Source organism: Streptomyces sp. NPDC030814, from assembly GCF_055572155.1.
Map to the genome: position 1 here is coordinate 33298 of NZ_JBVIDX010000018.1, position 18968 is coordinate 52265.

Sequence of the window (18968 nt, forward strand, 5' to 3'; positions counted from 1 at the left end):
GATGCGCAAGCGACGACACCGTTCGAGGGCGGTGTCCGGTGCCGTACTGGCGGCCGCTCTGCTGGCGGTGACCGGCTGCGACGACACCGGCGGCAACTCCCCCGGCCCCGAGGGCACCGGCGCGAAGGCCCGGCCCTCCGCGTCGCCGACTCCCACGTGGGACAGCACTCCGAAGTCGTTGGCGGCCGTCGGGGACTCCATCACCCGTGGCTTCGACGCGTGCGAGGTGCTGTCGGACTGCCCCGAGGTCTCGTGGGCGACCGGCGGCAACGCCTCCGTCGACAGTCTCGCCGTGCGGCTGCTCGGCAAGACCGGAGCCGCGGAGCGCAGCTGGAACTACGCGGTCACCGGGGCCCGCATGGCCGACCTGCCGAGCCAGGTGGCCAGGGCGGCGACCCGGAAGCCGGAGCTGGTCACGGTCATGATCGGCGCGAACGACGCATGCCGGGCGACCGCCGAGGAGATGACCCCGGTCGAGGACTTCCGCGCGGACTTCGAGGACGCGATGACCACGCTGCGCGACACCCTGCCCAAGACGCAGGTCTTCGTGGCGAGCGTGCCCGATCTGAAGCGGCTGTGGTCCGAGGGCCGTACGAACCCGCTCGGCAAGCAGGTCTGGAAGCTCGGTATCTGCCCGTCCATGCTGGCCGACCCCGATGTCCTCACCACGGCGGCGACCGAGCGGCGGGAGACCGTCCACAACCGTGTGGAGGCGTACAACGACGTGCTGCGGGAGGTGTGCGCCGAGGACCGCCACTGCCGGTACGACGGGGACGCGGTCTTCGACTACCGCTTCGGGCAGGCCCAGCTCAGCCAGTGGGACTGGTTCCACCCCAGTGTGAACGGCCAGGCACGGCTGGCGGAGATCGCCTACCGGATCATCAGCGGCAAGGAGGGGTGACCTGGTAGGGCTCCCCTTGTAGGACGCCCCCCTGGCAGGACCTCGTCGGGTCTTCCGGGGCGACCGCACCTGTCGTTGCCCCTCGGCCGTTCGGGGGATGCGAGGGCAGGCTCCGGCGCGGCTCCCGCCGTCTCGTGCGCCCGAGGGCGAAGGAACTGCGGGCGATCCCGCGGGCCAGGGCGGCGCCGTCGACGGCCGCGGGCGGCTCGGGGACGACCGGGTCGGCGCCCTCCAGGATGCCGACGCGGGCGACGAGCCGCAGGACGCGGCGGACCGCCTCGTCGACCTGGGCCTCGCTGACCCTCACCGGCGCGTACGGCGGTCGCGAGGGCCTCGCCGTAGACGGTGACCGGGCCGGGCCTGGCGACGTCGAGACCGCCGGTGAGGGCGCCGGTGGTGGAGCGGGCGGCCATCCCCGAGCGGACGGCACCGCAGCCGGTGGCCGTGATGGACGGGTTGCAGTACCAGTGGCTGCTGGACCCGGACGGGGTCGACATGCCGCGCGTTCCGCGGCTTCCTGACCCTGCTCGGGGAGGGCCCGAGGGGCGCGACGGCTGAGCCTCGGGCGGCCCGGCCCTTTCACGGCACGCGGCATGGCGTGTGTCCCTTCCGTCACGCGATACTGCCGCCGTCCGGGCTACACCCCCCACGGCGCGAACGCGCCACAGCTACGGAAGGACTCGAACTTCCTTGCATCGCATAGGACTTGGTTTCAGGCTGGGGCGGCGCGGCAGGGCCGGTGCGCGAGGAGCGGTGGGGCTGGTGGCCCTGGTCGCGGGGCTCGGCCTCCCCGGCTCCGCTTCCGCTTCCGGCTCGGCTCCGGCGCCCGGGACCGTGGCGGCGTCCCCCACCGTCGAGGAGCAGCGGCTCGACCGGGCCGTGCCCCAGGAGATTCTGCGGCGGTCCGGGTTCGACCGCGCGGCACCGGAGTTGGAGCGGGCGCTGGCCGGGGCGCGGTCGTACGCGCAGGCCGAGCGGATCGTCGTACGGCAGGGGTCGCGGCTGTGGACGCGGGCGGTGGACCGGGCGCAGGGGCGGGGGCCGGCGGGCGGTGACCTCAGCCGGGACGACGACCGGCCGCTGTACTGGGCCCGGTTGGGGATGACACGTGAAGTGCGGGAATGGGCACCGGGTTTCGGGCTGAGCGATGCCCAAAGGTCGGCTCTGCTCGACGAGTTGGAGCGGACCTCGCGGGGGCAGGACGCGATCCGCTATCCCCGTGCCGTCGGCGGTGAGGGGCTGAAGCGGATTCTCGTCACCGGGTTCGATCCGTTCACACTGGACCGGGACATCCGCATCTCCAACCCGTCCGGGGCCACGGCCCTCGCGCTCGACGGCACGGTCGTCCGGACCGCCGACGGTCCGGCGCGGATCGAGACGGCCGTCTTCCCCGTCCGCTGGCAGGACTTCGCCGAGGGGACGGTGGAGCGCGCGCTGCGGCGGCAGTTGCCCCGTGTGGACCTCTTCGCCACCGTCAGCCAGGGCCGGGTCGGGCGCTTCGACATCGAGCGGACCAACGGGGCCTGGCGTGGCGGCTTCCCGGACAACGACGACGTCGCGCGCACCGGAACCATCCCGGTGACCGACCCCGCCGCACAGCCGCAGTGGACGTCGACGACCCTGCCGTACGCGGACATCGTCACCGCGGACACGGGGCGCTTCCCGGTGTACGACAACACGAGCGTGACCGAGATACCGGCGGGCGGTTCGGCGGCGGTCGTGCGGCCGGAGGGGCCGACCGCGGGCTCGACCGCCAGGGCCGGGGGCGGCGGGAACTACCTCTCCAACGAGATCGCCTACCGGGCGACGCTGCTGCGGGACCGGCTGGGGCTGCACGACGCGCTGCCGGGCGGGCATGTGCACACGCCGGTGCTGCAGTTCGGGACGGGGAACACCGATCCGGCGACCGGGACGGTCACCGATCCCGAGTTCGTGCGGAACCGGCTGGACATCATCGGGCAGGTACGGGCGATCCTCGGCGCGGCAGCGGACGCGTCGTTCGGGCGGGGGCCGGCGGAGCGGTGAGGTCGGGGACCGACGGAGCAAGGCGGCCGGTGGCGGACCGAGAGTGGCGGCCGGTGGCCGACGCTGAGACGAGGTCGGTGGGCGGCTGCCCATCGGCCGTGTGAACGGCCCTGCGGATCACTGCGCCCGGGGCTTCGTCTCGCGCTCCGACGGAGCAAGGCGGCCGGTGGAGGACGAAGAGCGCGGCCGGTGGCTGAAGGAGCAAGGCGGCCGGTGGCCGACGGAGAGTAGCGAGCGGTGGCCGACAGAGTAGCGGCCGGTGGCTGACGGAGAGTGGCGGCCGGTGGCCGACGGAGAGTGGCGGCCGGTGGCCGACGCTGAGACGAGGTCGGTGGGCGGCTGCCCATCGGCCGTGTGAACGGCCCTGCGGATCACTGCGCCCGCAGCTTCGTCTCGCGCTCCGACGGAGCAAGGCGGCCGGTGGCGGACGAAGAGCGCGGCCGATGGCTGAAGGAGCAAGGCGGCCGGTGGCCGACAGAGTAGCGGCCGGTGGCCGACGGAGAGTGGCGGCCGGTGGCCGACGCTGAGACGAGGTCGGTGGGCGGCTGCCCGTCGGCCGTGTGAACGGCCCTGCGGATCACTGCGCCCGGGGCTTCGTCCAGGGGTCCGCCGGCCGGGCCTGAGGCGCGAGACCACGGCCGTGGCCGTGGCCGTCGTCGTTGCCGTCGCCGGTCCCGTCGTCGTTGCCGTTGGCGTCCGTCGTCTCCTCGCCCAGGAGGTCTCGGGCCATGAGGGTCGCGCCCGCGACCGCGCCCGGCATCAGGAAGACGGCAACGAACGGGACGAGGAAGGCGAGGGCGAGCGGTGTGCCGAAGCCCCACACCAGGGTCCTGCGGGAGCGGAGCAGCCGGAGACGGTCGCGGACTTCGACACGGCGGCGCTGCAGGGCGACCGCCGTCAGCTCCTCGGTGAGGAAGAAGCCGGTCACGAAGAAGCCGATGACGGGGACGACCGTCTGGCCGATGAACGGGACGAAGCCGAGGGCGAAGAGCAGCACGCCCCAGAGGGCCGCCCTGACGACGATGCGGAGGCTGTCGCGGGCCGAGATCCACAGCTCCCGCCAGAACGGCAGGCCGGACTCCGGTGCGGTGCCGTCGGGCGACACGTCGCGGTCGACCTTCTCCGAGAGGTTCTCGTAGAAGGGCTGGCCGATGAGGAGGGTCATGGCCGTGAAGGTGACGACGGAGAGGAGGAGGGCCAGGGCGAACAGGACGGCGGTGAGGAAGCCGCGGAAGAGACCGGCCCAGGGGCTGGACCAGTCGTCGGCGAAGGGGGTGGACCAGGCGACGAAGTCGGGGCCCCAGACGGCCAGGGCGGTGAGGGCGGCCAGGTAGAGGACCAGGGTGATCAGGCCGGGGATCAAGCCGAAGCCGTACTGCCTGCCGTGCCGGGCCACCCACTTCTGGCCCTGGACGAGATACTGGAAACCCACCCCTAGATCGCGCATGGGGGCACTTTATCCGTGGGGCGGGCCGGGCTTCGATTCCGTCATGGAAGAGGAACCTGTCCGACACCCACGGTGATCTGCGCCGGCCGGGCCGACCGCGACCCGGAGGTGGGACATCGCCTTCACACGAGCCTGAAACGCTGACTGAAACGCTGAACGTTACCGTGCGGTGCGCGCCGTCATGGCGTCCGTTGACAACGGGGGCGCCGAGATCAACGCCACTATCGCGACACCGGTCCCGGCCGGCAACGAGGTGACCGGCCGGGTGAACCGGCAGAGCAGGGCGACCGCGGCGGCCAGCAGGCCGATCGCTGTGGCGGGCTGCTCGGGCACGTGGACGGCGCCGGTGACGATGGCCGTGACGGGCCGGAACAACCACAGGCCGGCAGCAACCTGCCCTGTCGGGCCAGGAACTGCCAGGCCGTCACCACCTCGGCGGTGACGACCTCGGCGAGTTTCGCCCAACCGGCCACGGCTCCTCCACGACGACGGCGGTGGGCGGCGAGCCGGGCGGTTGTCGGACCGATGACCGCAGCTGCGTCTGTGCCGCACAGGATGACTGCCGGCCGGGAGGTGCCGTGTCCGAGCGCCATCAGCGCGGGGCCGGGCGCGGCCAGCCGGCGTTGCACCGCACCGGCGGCTGCGCCCCTTCAGGACGCGAAGGGGCCCTCGGCTGTGAAGGCATGGGCGGCGAAGCGGTGGGCCATGAGCCGGTGGGTGGGGGCGTCCGGGTGGAGGTCGTCGGGGAGGGGGTGGGCCTCGGCGTCCGACTCGCCGTACAGGTCCCGGCCGTCCAGGTAGTGGAGGTGCGGGTCGCTCTTCGCCCGGTCCGCCACCAGGCGGGCGAGTTCGGCCCGGATCACCTGGAGGTTCAGTTTGCCCAGGGACACCTCCCCGGGGTCGCCCATGGCGCGGAAGCGCAGGAAGCCCTCTTTGATGCCGGTGAAGTCGGGGGCGCAAGGGCCGGGGGTCGTCTCGTGGATGGGGCAGAGGATGGGCGAGACCACCAGGAGAGGGGTGGTGGGATGGCCGTCGCGGATGGTGTCGAGGAAGCCGTGTACCGCGGGGGCGAAGGCCCGTTGGCGCATGAGGTCGTGGTTGACGAGGTTGATGCCGATCTTGAGGCTGATCAGGTCGGCGGGGACGTCACGGATGGTGCGCGCGGTGAACGGGTCGAGGAGGGCGCCGCCGCTGAAGCCCAGGTTGATGAGTTCGACGCCGCCGAGGGAGGCCGCGAGGGCGGGCCAGACGCCGGTGGGGCTGGTGGCGTCGGAGCCGTGGCTGATCGAGCTGCCGTGGTGCAGCCAGGTCCGGCGGCCGGGGTCCGGGGCCGGTTCCACGGGGGCGTCGGTGCGCAGTGCGACCAGTTCGGTGGTCTCGTTGTGCGGGAGCCAGATCTCGACCGTCTTGTCGGTGTCCGGGAGGTTCGTGAAGCGGACGGTGCCGGGGTCGCCCGGCTCGCTCTCGGTCGTTCCGGCGGTCATGTCGATGGTCAGAGTGTTGCCCGAGGTGACGTTTCCCTGGTCGGTCAGGACACCGTCCACCAGCAGGTCGTAGACGCCGTCCGGGCGGGGCGGGGCCCCGACGTAGTTCCGCTTGGTGGGCAGGGTGTCGAGTTCGACGGTGGTCGCGCGCGTGCGGAACGCCAGGCGTACGCCCGAGGGCTGGGCCTGCGCCATGGCCAGTTGCGGGTCGGCGCATTGGGCGCGGGCCCGTGCGGGGAGCCGGTGCGGGAGCAGGCCGTGCTCGGTGCGCTCGAGGTCGAGGGCGCCGCGCAGCAGGTCGGCCGTGAGGGGGGTGGTGATCCAGTGGTCGTCGGTGTGCATGCCTCACCTGGGGTCAAGGAGCGGTGGGTGCGGGCCAGTTGCGCAGCAGGGCGTCGAGGGCGTCCAGCATCCGGGTCCAGGTCTCCTCGGAGTCGGGGAGGCTGTGGCTGAACCCGCCGCTGAGTTCGAGACTGACGTAGCCGTGGAAGAAGCTGCCGAGCAGCCGGACGGCGTGGGTCTGGTCCGGTTCCTCCAGGTCGTAGCCGCGCAGGATCGCCCGGGTCATCCGGGCGTGCCGGACGCCCGCGCTCGCGGCGGCCGTCTCGGGATCGAGCCGCATCCGGGCGGCGGTGGCGCGGCCGGGGTGTTCGCGGGCGTAGTCGCGGTACACGTTCGCCATGGCGGCCAGGGCGTCCTTACCGGCACGTCCGGCGAGCGCGGCGGCGCCCCGGTCGGCGAGTTCCTCCAGCGCGAGCAGCGCGATACGGGTCCTCAGGTCCTGCGAGTTGCGCACGTGCGAGTACAGGCTGGCCACCTTGACGTCGAACCGCCGGGCCAGCGCCGAGACGGTCACCTCGTCGAACCCGACCTCGTCCGCCAGCTCCGCGCCGGCCCGGACGAGACGTTCCGGGGTGAGCCCCACGCGCGCCATGATCTTCCTTCCGCCGGGTGAGATCGATTATGGAGTTGCCTAAAGCTTTTAGGCAAGAAGGGGTCACCCTTAGGCGGCGAGGTCAGTCGGTGCGAGCATGCCCATCACGCCGACGCCACCGGGCCGTTCGATGCGTCCGTGACGTCAAGGCCCTCTTGTTGCACGGGAGTCGAACATGTAGACCACCTGTGGTCGACACCCGCTCACCGGCCGTCAAGGAACCCCCCACTCCAGGAGGTAGTGTGCGTCCGCCGCAACCCGGTCCGAGATCCACGCTCTTCAGTGCCGCCGTCGTCGCCGTCACGGCAGGCGCGCTGCTGATCGCCCCGTATCCCGCGGGCGCCGACCCCAAGCCGACGGTCCGCGAGGGCACCCCGCTCCCCCGGGGCGCGTCCGACGCTCCCGCGAGCGCGGCCCGACGGGCCCTCACCGCACCGGAGACGGACCTGGCGGACGACGCCATGCGCTCCGTCCGCGGCTACCCCCGTGAGCAGGTCCTGGCCCCGGACCCGGAGAACCCCGCCGACAAGTCCATCAAGCTGGGCCTCACCCCGTACCACGCCATCGCCCCGAAGCTGAACGCCCTCCAGGGGCTCGGCGACCGGGTGAGCGTCGAGATCGCCGGACGCTCGGCCGGCGGCCACCGCCTCTATCTGGTCACCGTGACCGCCCCGGAGACCGCCCGGCAGGCCCGCGCCCAGGCCCGGATGCGCGAACTCATCGAGAACGCGCCGCGGTCGGCGGCCAGGGACCGGGCCCTCAAGAGGACGTACAAGACGCCCGTCTTCTTCAACAACAACATCCACGGCAACGAGTGGGAAGGCACCGACGCGGCCCTGCGGCTCATCGAGCGGCTCGCGAAGGCGAAGGACACGAGGACGAAAGACCTGCTGGCCCACAGCCGTCTGTACTTCAACATCACGGCGAACCCGGACGGCCGTATCGCCGGCACGCGCGCCAACGCGAGCGGCTTCGACATGAACCGCGACTTCGTGACCGCCTCGCAACCCGAGGTGCGCGCGATGCGGCGGATCCAGATCGACAAGCAGCCGGCCGTCATGCTCGACCTGCACGGGTACGTCAACGGCACCCTCATCGAGCCCACCACTCCCCCGCACGGCGAGAACTACGAGTACGACCTCTTCCTGAAGAACACCTACGCCAACGCCCTGCGCATGGAGGCCGCCGTCAACGGCCTCGGCTACACCCCGGACAAGGACGGCGTCGACCCGGCCCAGATCCCCTTCCGTGACTCGGCGGAGGGCTGGGACGACTGGCCGCCGGTCTTCACCCCGCAGTACGCGGCCTTCCACGGCACGGTCGCCGCGCACACCGTGGAGATCCCGCTCCAGGTCAACAACGCGGCGTACGAGTCGCTGCCGGTCGCCGAGTTGCGCCGCCGGGCCGCGATCAACGTGCGGGTGGCGGGGGCGGCCATGGACGCCACCCTCGGCTTCGTGCGGGAGAAGCGGTCCTCGCTCATCGCCGACCAGATCGAGGTGTTCCGCCGCGGCGCCGCGGGCGCCGCCCAGGTGCCGGTGTCCGAGGAGACCGTGCCCGGTGTGCCCGGCATCGGCCCGGAGGACGTCTACACGGCCGAGTTCCCGCGCGCGTACGTCATCCCTGCGGGCCGTGCCCAGCGCTCCGCCACGGCCGCCGCGCGTCTCGTCGACCATCTGCTCGCCAACGACGTGCGCGTCACCCGCGCGACCCGCGGCTTCCGGCTCGGCGGACGGGCGTACGCGAAGGGTTCGTACGTCGTCGACATGCGCCAGGCCAAGCGCGGGCTCGCGAACGCCCTGCTGGCCGACGGGCGGGACATCAGCGACAAGGTGTCGGTGATGTACGACATCTCCGGCTGGAGTCTCGGCCGGCTGTGGGGCGCGACCGTCGTGGAGGCGAGGAGCGGCCGGGTGTCGGCCGTGCCCGTACGTCCGGTGCGTTCCGCGGCCCCGGTCGGCAGGGTGGCACCGCACGGGAGGCTCCGCCTGCGCCTCGACACCCCGCAGGAGATCGCCGCCCTCAACTCCCTGCTGAAGGACGGTGTCCGGATACGGCGGTTGGCCGACGGCAGCGCGCTCGTGCCGTCCTCGGCCCGCCGGAAGGCCGCGGCGCTCGCCCGGTCGTACGACGTGGTGTTCGAGGCGACCCGGGCGAGCGGCGGCACCGTGCTGCGCCCCGTCCGGGTCGCGGCGGCCGTCTCGGCGGGCGAGCTGTTCGCGCTGCGGGAGATGGGCTTCGACGTGGTCCCGGTGTCGACCGCGGTCCTCAACGCGGGCTTCGACTGGTCGCGGGCCGATGTGCTGTTCGTGTCGTCCGGTCTGTCGTACGACGGTCTGAACGCATCCGCGCGGACGGCGCTGACCGGCTTCCTCACCGGCCACGGACTCGTCGGCGGAGGCACGGCCGGCGCCGCGCTGAGCACCGCCACCGGGCTGCTGAAGGCGACGGCGGTCGAGGGCAACGGGGACGCCAACGGCGTGGTGCGCGTGGTGAACGCGGGCGGACCGGTGACGGGCGGCGCGCCCGACCACGGCTTCGTCTACGCGCCCGTCTGGTTCACGGGCCTCGGCCCCGAGGTCACCGTCGAGCAGTCGTACGGCACGGGAAACCCGCTGGTGTCGGGGCACTGGCGGCCGCAGGGCGACGGCACCGGCGGTCCGGCAGCGGCGGCGGGGCAGGCGTCCGTGATCAGCGGCTCACACGCGGTCCTCTTCGGCACCGAGCCACTTTTCCGCGCCCATCCGAAGGGTGAATTCCCGCAGGTGGGGCGGGCGTTGCTGGCCGTGTCCTGAGCGGCCGTCGAACCTGTGGCCGTCGTCGGCCGAGCGAGGAGAGCATGCATGACCGAGGCGAACCGGACGGGTACCGTCCAGGGCGCGTGGCCGTCGGGCTCGAGGAGGTACGGGAGCGCTGGACGGCGTTCGTGGCGGTCGAAAGGCCCGACCGGGACGGCCAGTTGGCTGCCTACGTGCATGGCGCCCCGACGGGGAGGCGACCGCGGACGCGCCGCACGGAGTGTTGTCCTCCACCAAGGGTGCCGCCCCCCTCGCGTCGCGCTCCTCGTCCAGGACGGCGCCCTCGAACTGGACCGTGAAGACGCCCGCCACTGGCCGGAGTTCGCGGCTGAGGGCAAGGGGGTGGTGACGCCGGGCGGGGCGGCACCGGAGAACGTGGGGCTGGTGAGGGCGGTCCACACGGCGGCGCTGAAGGTCTGAGCCCGGGCGGCCGAACGCGACGGAGTCCGCACCCCACGTCCAGGGGTGCGGACTCCGTCGTGTGCAACGAACGCGACCGGGGACGCGTCACGGGGTGGGGCTCAGAGCTTGACGATCATCTTGCCCGTGTTGTCGCCCCGCAGGACGCCGAGGAAGGCCTCCAGGTTGTTCTCGATGCCCTCGACGACGGTCTCGCGGTACTTGAGCTCGCCGGAGCGGACCCAGGCGCCGACTTCCTGGACGAACTGCGGCTGGAGGTCGTAGTGGTCGCCGACCAGGAAGCCCTCGATGCGGCCGCGGGTCTGGATGAGCCGGGCGAGGTTCTTGGGGCCGGGGGCGGGCTCGGTGTTGTTGTAGACGGAGATCATGCCGCAGACCGCGATGCGGCCGTCGCGGTTGAGCTGTCCGATGGCGGCCTCCAGGTGGTCGCCGCCCACGTTGTCGAAGTACACGTCGACGCCGTCGGGTGCGGCCTCGCGCAGCTGCTCGGCGACCGGGCCGTTCTTGTAGTTGAAGGCCGCGTCGAAGCCGTACTCCTCGACCAGGAGCTTGACCTTGTCGTCGGAGCCGGCCGAGCCGATCACGCGGGAGGCGCCCTTGAGCTTGGCGATCTGGCCGACCTGGCTGCCGACGGCACCGGCCGCGCCGGAGACGAAGACGGAGTCGCCCTCCTTGAAGGAGGCGGTGCGCAGGAGACCGGCGTAGGCGGTGAGGCCGGTCATGCCGAGGACGCCGAGGTAGGTGGAGAGGGGCGCGGCGTCGGGGTCGACCTTGACGGCCTGCTTGGCGTCGAAGGTGGCGTACTCGCGCCAGCCGCCGAAGTGCAGCACGTGGTCACCGACGGCGATGCCGTCCGCGGCGGAGGCGACGACCTCGCCCACGGCACCGCCCTGCATGGCCTTGCCCAGTTCGAAGGGGGCGACGTAGGACTTGGCGGCGCTCATGCGGCCGCGCATGTACGGGTCCACGGAGAGGAACTTGTTCCTCACCAGGACCTCACCGGCGGCGGGCTGCCGGATCTCCGCCTCGACCAGGGCGAAGTCCTCGGACTTCGGCCAGCCGACGGGGCGGCTGAGCAGGTGCCATTCACGGCTGGTGGCGGGGAGGGCGGAGGTGTCGGACATGGGGGGCCTTCCTGCGGGTGCGTTCGTCGTACGGGTCATCGGTTCGTCCGTACATACCGTGCGGTTACTTCAGTACCTGAAACAACCATGCTCCTGAATATTTCATGATGTCAAGTAAAGAGGTAGCCTGGAGACCATGGCCACACAGAGGACGACCCCCCGCATCGACCCGCTGACCCTTGAGGTCGTCGAACTCATCGGCACCGTCGTGGCCCGCTATCACGCGGAGTACGAGGACGCCGCGGCCGAGCACGCCCTCACCGGAGCGCAGGCCCGCCTCCTCGGCCTCCTTTCCCTCGAACCGCTCCCCATGCGTCAACTCGCCCAGAAGCTGCGCTGCGAGCCGTCGAACGTGACCGGCATCGTGGACCGGCTGGAGGCCCGGGGCCTGGTCGAGCGCCGCCCCGACCCCAAGGACCGCCGGGTGAAGCTGGCCGCCGCGACGACGGAGGGCCGCCGCGTCGCGCGCAGCCTGCGCGAGTCCCTGGACTTCGCCCGGGAGCCACTGGCGGGCCTGTCGGCGAAGGAGCGGGAGTCCCTGCGGGATCTGCTGCTCCGGATGCTGAAGGCGTAGTCCCGCACGTAGCCTTCACTTACATTCATTGCAATGAATTCCGACCTCGGTCGTTGCGTTAATTCCAGGTCCATTGCAATGATTTCCCGACCCTGACCTGCATATATGTTTCACATGCGCAACACGCCAGTTGCCCCATACCTGAACGCAACGTAGCGTTTCCATCGTTGGAAACGACGGATGGCGAGCGATCAGGGGGCCGGGTCATGGAAGCAGCACAGCGCGGGCAGCGGACCGCGCCGGGAGCCTTCGCGGCCTTCGCCCGGTTCGTGGTCTGCGGCGGCGGGGTGGGGGTCGCGTCCAGCTTCGCCGTGGTGGCCCTCGCCGCCCGGCTGCCGTGGGGGCTGGCCAACGCGCTGATCACCGCGGTGTCCACACTCCTGTCCACCGAACTGCACGCCCGCTTCGCCTTCGGGACCGGCGGGCGCGCGACCTGGCGTCAGCACGCGCAGTCGGCCGGGTCCGCGGCGGCGGCGTACGCCGTGACCGGCGCGGCGATGGTGGTTCTGCGGCACCTGGTGGAGACACCCGGCGCGCTGCTCGAACAGGTCGTCTATCTGTCGGCCTCGGCGCTCGCCGGGGTCGGGCGCTTCGCGGTACTGCGCCTCGTCGTCTTCGCCCGGAACCACACCCGGGGCCCAGCCGCGGCCCCATGTGCGAAGACGGCCGGAGCGGTCCGGCGCACGGGGCTCGCGCGCCGGACCGCTCCGGTGTCGAAAACGGCGGTTCTTCCCCGCGGTCAGGTCTTCTTGCGGGCCGTCATCGCACGCTGGATCAGGATGAACGCGCACAGGAGGACGCCCGTGGCGATCTTCGTCCACCAGGAGCTGAGAGTGCCCTCGAACTGGATGATGCTCTTGATGAGGCCCAGGACGAGGACGCCGAACAGCGTGCCGATGACGTAGCCGGAGCCGCCGGTCAGCAGGGTGCCGCCGATGACGGTCGCGGCGATCGCGTCGAGTTCCATACCCACGGCGTGCAGCGGGTCACCGGACTGGATGTACAGCATGAACAGCAGGCCGGCCAGGGCCGAGCAGAAGCCGCTCACCGTGTACACGGCGATCTTGGTGCCGCCCTGGGGGAGGCCCATCAGCATGGCCGACTGCTCGTTGCCGCCGATGGCGTACACACGGCGTCCGAAGCGTGTGTAGTGCAGCACGTAGAACGCGACGCCGATGACCACCAGGGCCGCGATCGCACCGATCGACAGCTCCCCCAGGCCGAGCGACACCCGCGTCTGGGCCAGGCTGCTCACCGAGGAGTCGCTGATCGAGATCGACTCCTCGGTGATGACCAGGCACAGTCCGCGGAAGAGGAAGAGCCCGGCGAGCGTCACGATGAACGGCTGGATCTCGAAGTTGTGGATCACGTAGCCCATCAGGTAGCCGCCGAACGCTCCGACGCCCAGGGCGAGGAGGACGGCGAGCGGCAGCGGTACCCCCTGGCGCTCCACCATCCAGGCCGTGAACATCGTCGTGAAGCCGATGACGGAGCCCACGGACAGGTCGATGCCGCCGGACAGGATGACGAAGGTCGCCCCGACGGCGGCCACCAGCAGATAGCCGTTGTCGATGAACAGGTTCAGGAAGACCTGCGGTTCGCCGAAGCCGTAGTTCTGGTAGCGGCTCAGGCCCGCGATGTACATCGCGAGGAAGAGCGTGGCGGTCACCAGGACCGGCAGCCGGCGGTCGCCCAGCAGCGTGGCGAGCTTGGACGGCGGCGTCGTACGGCTGTCCGGGGCCGTCGGGGTCTGGGTGGTCGCGCTCATCACGACACCTCCATCTTGGGGGCGGCCTCGGCGGTCGTGACGGTCTTCGCCGGCCCGGCGGCGGCGCTGCCGCCGCTCGCCGCACCGGACTTGGGCCCGAACTTGGCGCCGAAGACCTTCGCGCGGAACTTCGGGGACTGGAGCAGGCAGACGATGATGACGACCACGGCCTTGAAGACCAGGTTCGTCTGGGTCGGGACGCCGATCGTGTAGATCGTGGTCGTCAGGGTCTGGATGACCAGGGCGCCGATCACCGTGCCGCCGATGGAGAACCGGCCGCCCAGCAGCGACGTGCCGCCGATGACGACCGCGAGGATGGCGTCCAGCTCGATCCACAGGCCCGCGTTGTTGCCGTCGGCGGCCGAGGTGTTGGAGCTGATCATCAGGCCGGCGATGCCCGCGCACACGGCGCAGAACACGTACACCATGATCTTGATGCGGCGGGAGCGGATGCCGACCAGGCGGCTGGCCTCGGCGTTGCCGCCGACCGACTCGACGAGCAGACCGAGGGCGGTGCGGCGGGTCAGCATGACGGTGATCGCCACGACGACGGCCACCACGAAGATGGAGAACGGCATCGTCAGCCAGTAGCCGCCGCCGATCAGCTTGTAGGGCTCGCTGTTGATGGTGATGATCTGGCCGTCGGTGATCAGCTGGGCGACACCGCGGCCGGCGACCATGATGATCAGCGTGGCGATGATGGGCTGGATGCCCATGCGGGCGACCAGGAAGCCGTTCCACGCACCGCAGACCACCGCCGCCAGCAGGCCGACGCCCATGGCCAGGAACACCGCCGACAGCGCGTTCTGGTCGGTCTGGTCGCTGATGTACGAACAGGTCAGGGCGCCGGTGATGGCGACGACCGCGCCCACGGAGAGGTCGATGCCGCCGGTGGCGATGACCAGGGTCATACCGACCGCCACCAGGATCAGGGGCGAGCCGAACAGCACGATCGAGACGAGGCTGCCGTAGAGGTGGCCGTCCGTCATCTTGATCGAGAAGAAGTCGGGCGTGAAGGGCACGTTGATGAGCAGCAGAGCCACCAGGACCGCGACCGGCCAGAACAGGTGGTGGTGGGTCAGCGCCCGCCAGCGGGACGTCGTGGCTGCGGATGGGGTGCTCACTGGTGTTCTCCGCTCGCGATGGTCTCCAGGATCTTGCTGGTGGTGATCTCCGGCCCGTTGGTCAGGCGCGCCACCAGCTTGCGGTCGCGCAGCACGCCGATGGTGTGGCTGAGGCGGAGGACCTCCTCCAGCTCGGCCGCGATGTAGAGCACGGACATGCCGTCCTCGGACAGGGACACCACCAGCTTCTGGATCTCCGCCTTGGCGCCGATGTCGATGCCGCGCGTGGGCTCGTCGAGGATCAGCAGCTTGGGCTGGGTGATCAGCCAGCGGGCCAGCAGCACCTTCTGCTGGTTGCCGCCGCTGAGCTGGCCGACGCGGGCCTCCGGGTTGGCGGGGCGGATGTCGAGGGCCTTGATGTACTTGGCCACGAGTTCGTCGCGCTGGGCGGCCGGGATGGGCCGGGTCCAGCCGCGGGCCGCCTGGAGGGCGAGGATGATGTTCTCCCGCACCGTCAGGTCCGGTACCAGGCCCTCGGCCTTGCGGTTCTCCGAGCAGAAGGCGACCCCGGCGCCGATGGCGTCGTTGGGGGCGTTCATCGGGACCTGCTTGCCGCCCACGGTGACCTTGCCGCTGTCGGGCTGGTCGGCGCCGAAGAGCAGCCGGGCGAGTTCGGTGCGGCCGGAGCCGAGCAGTCCGGCGAGGCCGACGACCTCGCCCTTCTTGATCTCCAGGTCGAAGGGGGCGATGCCACCGGTGCGGCCGAGTCCCTCGGCGTGCAGCAGGGTCTCGCCGACGTCCGCACGCAGCTGGTGCTCGTGGAGCTCCTCCAGCTTGTCCAGCTCCTTGCCGATCATGAGCTGGATGAGTCCGACCTGGTCGAGGTCGCTCACCATGTGCTCGCCGACGAGGGTGCCGTTGCGCAGGACGGTCATACGGTCGCAGATCTCGTAGATCTGGTCGAGGAAGTGGGAGACGAAGAGGATCGCCACGCCGTCGTCCTTCAACCGCCGCATGAGGCGGAAGAGTTCGAGGACCTCGTCCCGGTCGAGGCTGGACGTCGGCTCGTCGAGGACGAGCACCTTGGTGCCCTGGCCCTCGCCGTCGCCTTCGCCGGTGCTCACCGACCGTACGATCGCGACCAGTTGCTGCACGGCCAGCGGGTACGCGGACAGCGGCGCGGTGACGTCGATGTCGAGGCCGAGCCGGTCGACGAGCTCCGCGGCCTCCTTGCGCATCCGCTTCCACTGGATGCGGCCGAAGCGGGTGGGCTCACGGCCGATGAAGATGTTCTCCGCCACCGACAGGTTGGGGCAGAGGTTGACCTCCTGGTAGACCGTGTTGATCCCGGCCTGCTGCGCCTGGAGGGGGCTGGCGAACCGTACGGACGTCCCGTCGAGGGTGATCGTGCCGCCGTCCAGGGAGTAGACCCCGGTCAGCACCTTGATCAGGGTGGACTTGCCGGCGCCGTTCTCGCCCATGAGGGCGTGGATCTCGCCGGGGAAGAGCCGGAAGTCGACGCCCGACAGAGCCCGTACCCCCGGAAACTCCTTGACTATGCCCGTCATCTCCAGGACGGGCCGTGGCTCTGCCATGGCAGCGCTCCTCTTGGATTTCGTTCAGGCCCGCAGGGAGCCCCGGGACCGAGGGATCGGTCGGCCGGAGGCTCCCTGCCGGAACGTGCGGGTCAGTACTTGCGGGTGGGGAGGGCGTCCTTGGCCTGGTCCTGCATGAAGTCGCTCTCCTTGGTCTTGATCCAGCGCTCGACCGAGCCGCCGTCGTGGACCGTCTTGACGACCTCCATCAGCTGGGGGCCGAGGAGCGGGTTGCACTCGACGATGGCGTTGATCTTGCCCTCGGACATGGCCACGAAGCCGTCCTTCACACCGTCGACCGAGACGATGAGGATGTCCTTGCCGGGCTTCTTGCCGGCCGCCTCGATGGACTGGATGGCGCCGATGGCCATGTCGTCGTTGTGGGCGTAGAGGACGTTGATGTCCGGGTTGGACTGCAGGAAGGCCGCCATGACCTGCTTGCCGCCGGCGCGGGTGAAGTCACCGGTCTGCGTGACGACGATCTTCCAGTCGTCCTTGTGCTCCGCGTCCATGACCTCCTTGAAGCCCTTGGCGCGCTCGATCGCGGGGGCGGAACCGGTCGTGCCCTCCAGCTGCGCGATCTTCACCTTCCCCTTGTGCCCGGCCTTCTCCAGGACCTTCTCCAGGATCTTGGCCGCGCGCCGGCCCTCGTCCGTGAAGTCGGAGCCCACCAGGGTCACGAACAGGGACTCGTCCTTGGTCTCCACGGAGCGGTCGGTGAGGACCACCGGGATCTTCGCGGCCTTGGCCTCCTGGAGCACCGCGTCCCAGCCGGTGACCTTCACCGGCGAGAAGGCGATGACGTCCACCTTCTGCGCGATGAAGCTGCGGATCGCGGAGATCTGGTTCTCCTGCTTCTGCTGGGCGTCGGAGAACTTCAGGTTGAAGCCCGCCTCCTTGGCCGCCGACTTGACGGAGTCGGTGTTGGCGCTGCGCCAGCCGCTCTCGGAGCCGACCTGGGAGAAGCCGAGGGTGATCTTCTTGTCGCCGCCGCCGCCGGAGGAACCGCCGGTGCCGCCCCCGTCCTCCTTGGCGCAGGCGGACAGGCCCGCCGCTGCCGCCACGCCGACCGCCGCGGTGAGGAAGTTCCGTCTGTTGAGCATGTGTCTTCTCCTTTGAAGAGCCGGTCCGGGGACGGACCTGCTGGTACTCGATGGACCGGCCGCACTGTGTCCAGCCTGTCGATCATTGTTCGAAATGTCGGCCACGCTGATGGCTTTTGAGGGATGGGTCGATCGGGGGGTGACGGGTCAGCCGGGAGCGGTTCCCGGCGGGGAGGCGTACGGGTAGGTACTGGCCCGGACGACGAGTTGGGGTTCGATGGCGATCTGGGTCGGCCCGGAGGGGGCCCGGCCCTCGATGAGGTCCAGGAGCAGGGCGATGCTCCGTTGGCCCACCGTGGAGAAGTCCTGTCGGACCGTGGTGAGCGGCGGTGCGAAGAACTCCGACTCCGGGATGTCGTCGTAGCCGACCACCGCGACGTCCTGGGGAGTGCGTACGCCGGCCTCGCGCAGGGCCCGCAACACCCCCAGTGCCATCTGGTCGTTGGCGACGAAGACGGCGGTCAGACCCCGGCCCACCCAGCCGGCCAGCTCCTGGCCCGCACGGTAGCCCGAGAGCGGGCTCCAGTCACCCCGCAGGGGCATCGGCGGTTCCACGCCTGCCTCTTCGAGGGTCGCCCGCCAGCCGGCGACCCGGTCGGCGGCCTCCTGCCAGTCCTCGGGTCCGGCGAGGTGCCAGACCGTGCGGTGGCCGGCGGCCAGCAGGTGGCCGGTGGCGAGCCGTGCGCCGAGGTACTGGTCGACGTTGGCGCTGGGGACCGTGGAGGCGGACCCCGTGCCCACGGCCACCACCGGGAAGGGGCGGCGGAGTTCGGCGAGCGCCTCGACCGCCGACCGCTGCGGGGCGATGGCGATCACGCCCTCCACCCCGCCGTCGCTGAGGTGGTCCAGGGCCTCGGAGAGGGTCTCCACGGTCAGCTTGCGCAGACTGACCGTCGAGACGAGATACCCCTCGGCCCGTGCCGCCTCCTCCAGCGCGAACAGGGTGCTGGCCGGTCCGTAGAGCGTGGTGTTGGAGGCCACCACGCCCAGGGTCCGGGTGCGGCGGGTCGCCAGGGCCCTCGCGGAGGAGTTGCGACGGTAGCCCATCTCCTCGATCGCACGCTGCACCTTGGCGCGGGTCTCGTCCCGCACGTTGGGGTGGTCCCCCAGGACCCGGGAGACGGTCTGGTGGGACACCCCGGCCAGACGGGCGACGTCAGCCATGGTGGGCGGCCGGAGCGGTGAGTGGGTCACGGCCGCACCTCCTTGGCGGTCGTCTGCCGATAAGACCTCTGTCGCGGGCGGAGCGCTCCGCGTCGTCGGCCTCACTCCGGAGTCCCGGACGTTCCCATGGCACCGACGGGAAAAGCGAGTTGGAACACTGCTGGCACGGCGCTCGTACCTCCTCGGGTGCCGTCGGGAACCGACTGATGAATGCGGAGGTCATTGTGAGCGCTAACAATTCATGGCGGTCAAGAGGGCTGCGTCAGGGAAGTCGTCACGGTTGAATAACGCGCAGTCCCGCCGGGGGCGCCGCGAAGCCTCTCCGGGACGGGCGTCGCGGGCGCGAAAAAGGCCCAGGTCCTGCGGTGTTGACATCGGCGCCCCCCGCTCTCGGGGCATGGGCGCCCCTCACTCGGGCCCGCTCCGTGGACAAGCGCCAGGATGGTGTTCGCGGCACCATCGGGATCACCACGGCGCCCGTACGGGCGCCGTGAGGGGCTTCGGCGGAGAAGTCCGTGGAGGCGCCTCAGGACCGCGTCGGGGGCCACGCATGGCGGGGTCGGGGGT

General features: G+C 70.9%; 15 protein-coding genes and 3 pseudogenes. 7 read left to right on the plus strand and 11 right to left on the minus strand.

Annotated features, from left to right (window positions below; all coding sequences use genetic code 11):
* Window position 1: 1 nt before the first annotated feature.
* The gene (locus ACZ43N_RS30345; RefSeq protein ID WP_468102126.1) at window positions 2-901 is read left to right on the plus strand and encodes an SGNH/GDSL hydrolase family protein; all 900 of its coding nucleotides are present in this window, start codon (window positions 2-4) and stop codon (window positions 899-901) included.
* Here ACZ43N_RS30345 and ACZ43N_RS30350 read toward each other — a convergent pair.
* Window positions 891-1326, minus strand: a pseudogene (locus tag ACZ43N_RS30350) (glycosyl hydrolase); the annotation flags it as partial. The gene ACZ43N_RS30345 and the pseudogene ACZ43N_RS30350 overlap by 11 nt on opposite strands.
* Between ACZ43N_RS30350 and ACZ43N_RS30355 the strand changes: the two are divergent.
* Both ACZ43N_RS30355 and ACZ43N_RS30360 read left to right on the plus strand, forming a co-directional pair.
* Window positions 1316-1436, plus strand: a pseudogene (locus tag ACZ43N_RS30355) (TetR family transcriptional regulator); the annotation flags it as partial. The pseudogenes ACZ43N_RS30350 and ACZ43N_RS30355 overlap by 11 nt on opposite strands.
* Before the next feature lie 218 nt (window positions 1437-1654).
* Complete coding sequence (locus ACZ43N_RS30360) at window positions 1655-2926, plus strand: pyroglutamyl-peptidase I (RefSeq protein ID WP_468102128.1); 1272 nt, start codon at window positions 1655-1657, stop codon at window positions 2924-2926.
* Between the two features lie 577 nt (window positions 2927-3503).
* Here the strand turns inward: ACZ43N_RS30360 and ACZ43N_RS30365 are convergent.
* The 4 genes from ACZ43N_RS30365 to ACZ43N_RS30380 all read right to left on the minus strand — a co-directional run bounded on the left by ACZ43N_RS30365 (window position 3504) and on the right by ACZ43N_RS30380 (window position 6791).
* Window positions 3504-4373, minus strand: a complete 870-nt coding sequence (locus ACZ43N_RS30365; RefSeq protein WP_468102129.1) for an EI24 domain-containing protein — start codon at window positions 4371-4373, stop codon at window positions 3504-3506.
* A 159-nt stretch (window positions 4374-4532) separates the two neighbouring features.
* Entirely contained in the window at window positions 4533-4748 is a 216-nt protein-coding gene (locus tag ACZ43N_RS30370; RefSeq protein ID WP_468102131.1) for a hypothetical protein, read from the minus strand.
* Window positions 4749-5023: 275 nt separating this feature from the next.
* Entirely contained in the window at window positions 5024-6199 is a 1176-nt protein-coding gene (locus tag ACZ43N_RS30375) for a GDSL-type esterase/lipase family protein (RefSeq protein WP_468102133.1), read from the minus strand.
* A 13-nt stretch (window positions 6200-6212) separates the two neighbouring features.
* A complete protein-coding gene (locus ACZ43N_RS30380) occupies window positions 6213-6791 on the minus strand; it encodes a TetR/AcrR family transcriptional regulator (protein ID WP_468102135.1) in 579 nt (192 codons plus the stop codon).
* Window positions 6792-7033: 242 nt separating this feature from the next.
* On the opposite strand from ACZ43N_RS30380, the gene ACZ43N_RS30385 reads away from it, so the two are divergent.
* Window positions 7034-9586: a M14 family zinc carboxypeptidase gene (locus ACZ43N_RS30385; RefSeq protein ID WP_468102137.1), complete on the plus strand. Its 2553-nt coding sequence runs from the start codon at window positions 7034-7036 to the stop codon at window positions 9584-9586.
* A 180-nt stretch (window positions 9587-9766) separates the two neighbouring features.
* The gene (locus ACZ43N_RS30390) at window positions 9767-10009 is read left to right on the plus strand and encodes a hypothetical protein (RefSeq protein WP_468102139.1); all 243 of its coding nucleotides are present in this window, start codon (window positions 9767-9769) and stop codon (window positions 10007-10009) included.
* Window positions 10010-10110: 101 nt separating this feature from the next.
* Here ACZ43N_RS30390 and ACZ43N_RS30395 read toward each other — a convergent pair whose 3' ends face one another.
* On the minus strand, window positions 10111-11133 hold the full coding sequence (locus ACZ43N_RS30395; RefSeq protein WP_468102140.1) for an NADP-dependent oxidoreductase: 1023 nt from the start codon (window positions 11131-11133) through the stop codon (window positions 10111-10113).
* A gap of 136 nt (window positions 11134-11269) precedes the next feature.
* On the opposite strand from ACZ43N_RS30395, the gene ACZ43N_RS30400 reads away from it, so the two are divergent.
* Together ACZ43N_RS30400 and ACZ43N_RS30405 are read left to right on the plus strand one after the other, a co-directional pair.
* Entirely contained in the window at window positions 11270-11707 is a 438-nt protein-coding gene (locus tag ACZ43N_RS30400; RefSeq protein WP_468102141.1) for a MarR family winged helix-turn-helix transcriptional regulator, read from the plus strand.
* A gap of 206 nt (window positions 11708-11913) precedes the next feature.
* A pseudogene (locus tag ACZ43N_RS30405) lies at window positions 11914-12405 on the plus strand (hypothetical protein); the annotation flags it as partial.
* A gap of 41 nt (window positions 12406-12446) precedes the next feature.
* On the opposite strand, the gene yjfF reads toward ACZ43N_RS30405, so the two are convergent.
* From yjfF to ACZ43N_RS30430, 5 genes are all read right to left on the minus strand, one after another.
* Window positions 12447-13475, minus strand: a complete 1029-nt coding sequence (gene yjfF, locus ACZ43N_RS30410) for a galactofuranose ABC transporter, permease protein YjfF (protein WP_468102143.1) — start codon at window positions 13473-13475, stop codon at window positions 12447-12449.
* Entirely contained in the window at window positions 13475-14599 is a 1125-nt protein-coding gene (locus ACZ43N_RS30415) for an ABC transporter permease (RefSeq protein ID WP_468102144.1), read from the minus strand. The genes yjfF and ACZ43N_RS30415 overlap by 1 nt, the downstream gene beginning before the upstream one ends.
* On the minus strand, window positions 14596-16134 hold the full coding sequence (locus ACZ43N_RS30420) for a sugar ABC transporter ATP-binding protein (protein WP_468102145.1): 1539 nt from the start codon (window positions 16132-16134) through the stop codon (window positions 14596-14598). Before ACZ43N_RS30420 ends, ACZ43N_RS30415 begins: the two co-directional genes overlap by 4 nt.
* Before the next feature lie 92 nt (window positions 16135-16226).
* Complete coding sequence (locus ACZ43N_RS30425) at window positions 16227-17237, minus strand: ABC transporter substrate-binding protein (RefSeq protein ID WP_468102147.1); 1011 nt, start codon at window positions 17235-17237, stop codon at window positions 16227-16229.
* Window positions 17238-17384: 147 nt separating this feature from the next.
* Complete coding sequence (locus tag ACZ43N_RS30430) at window positions 17385-18431, minus strand: LacI family DNA-binding transcriptional regulator (RefSeq protein ID WP_468102149.1); 1047 nt, start codon at window positions 18429-18431, stop codon at window positions 17385-17387.
* Between the last annotated feature and the right edge of the window lie 537 nt (window positions 18432-18968).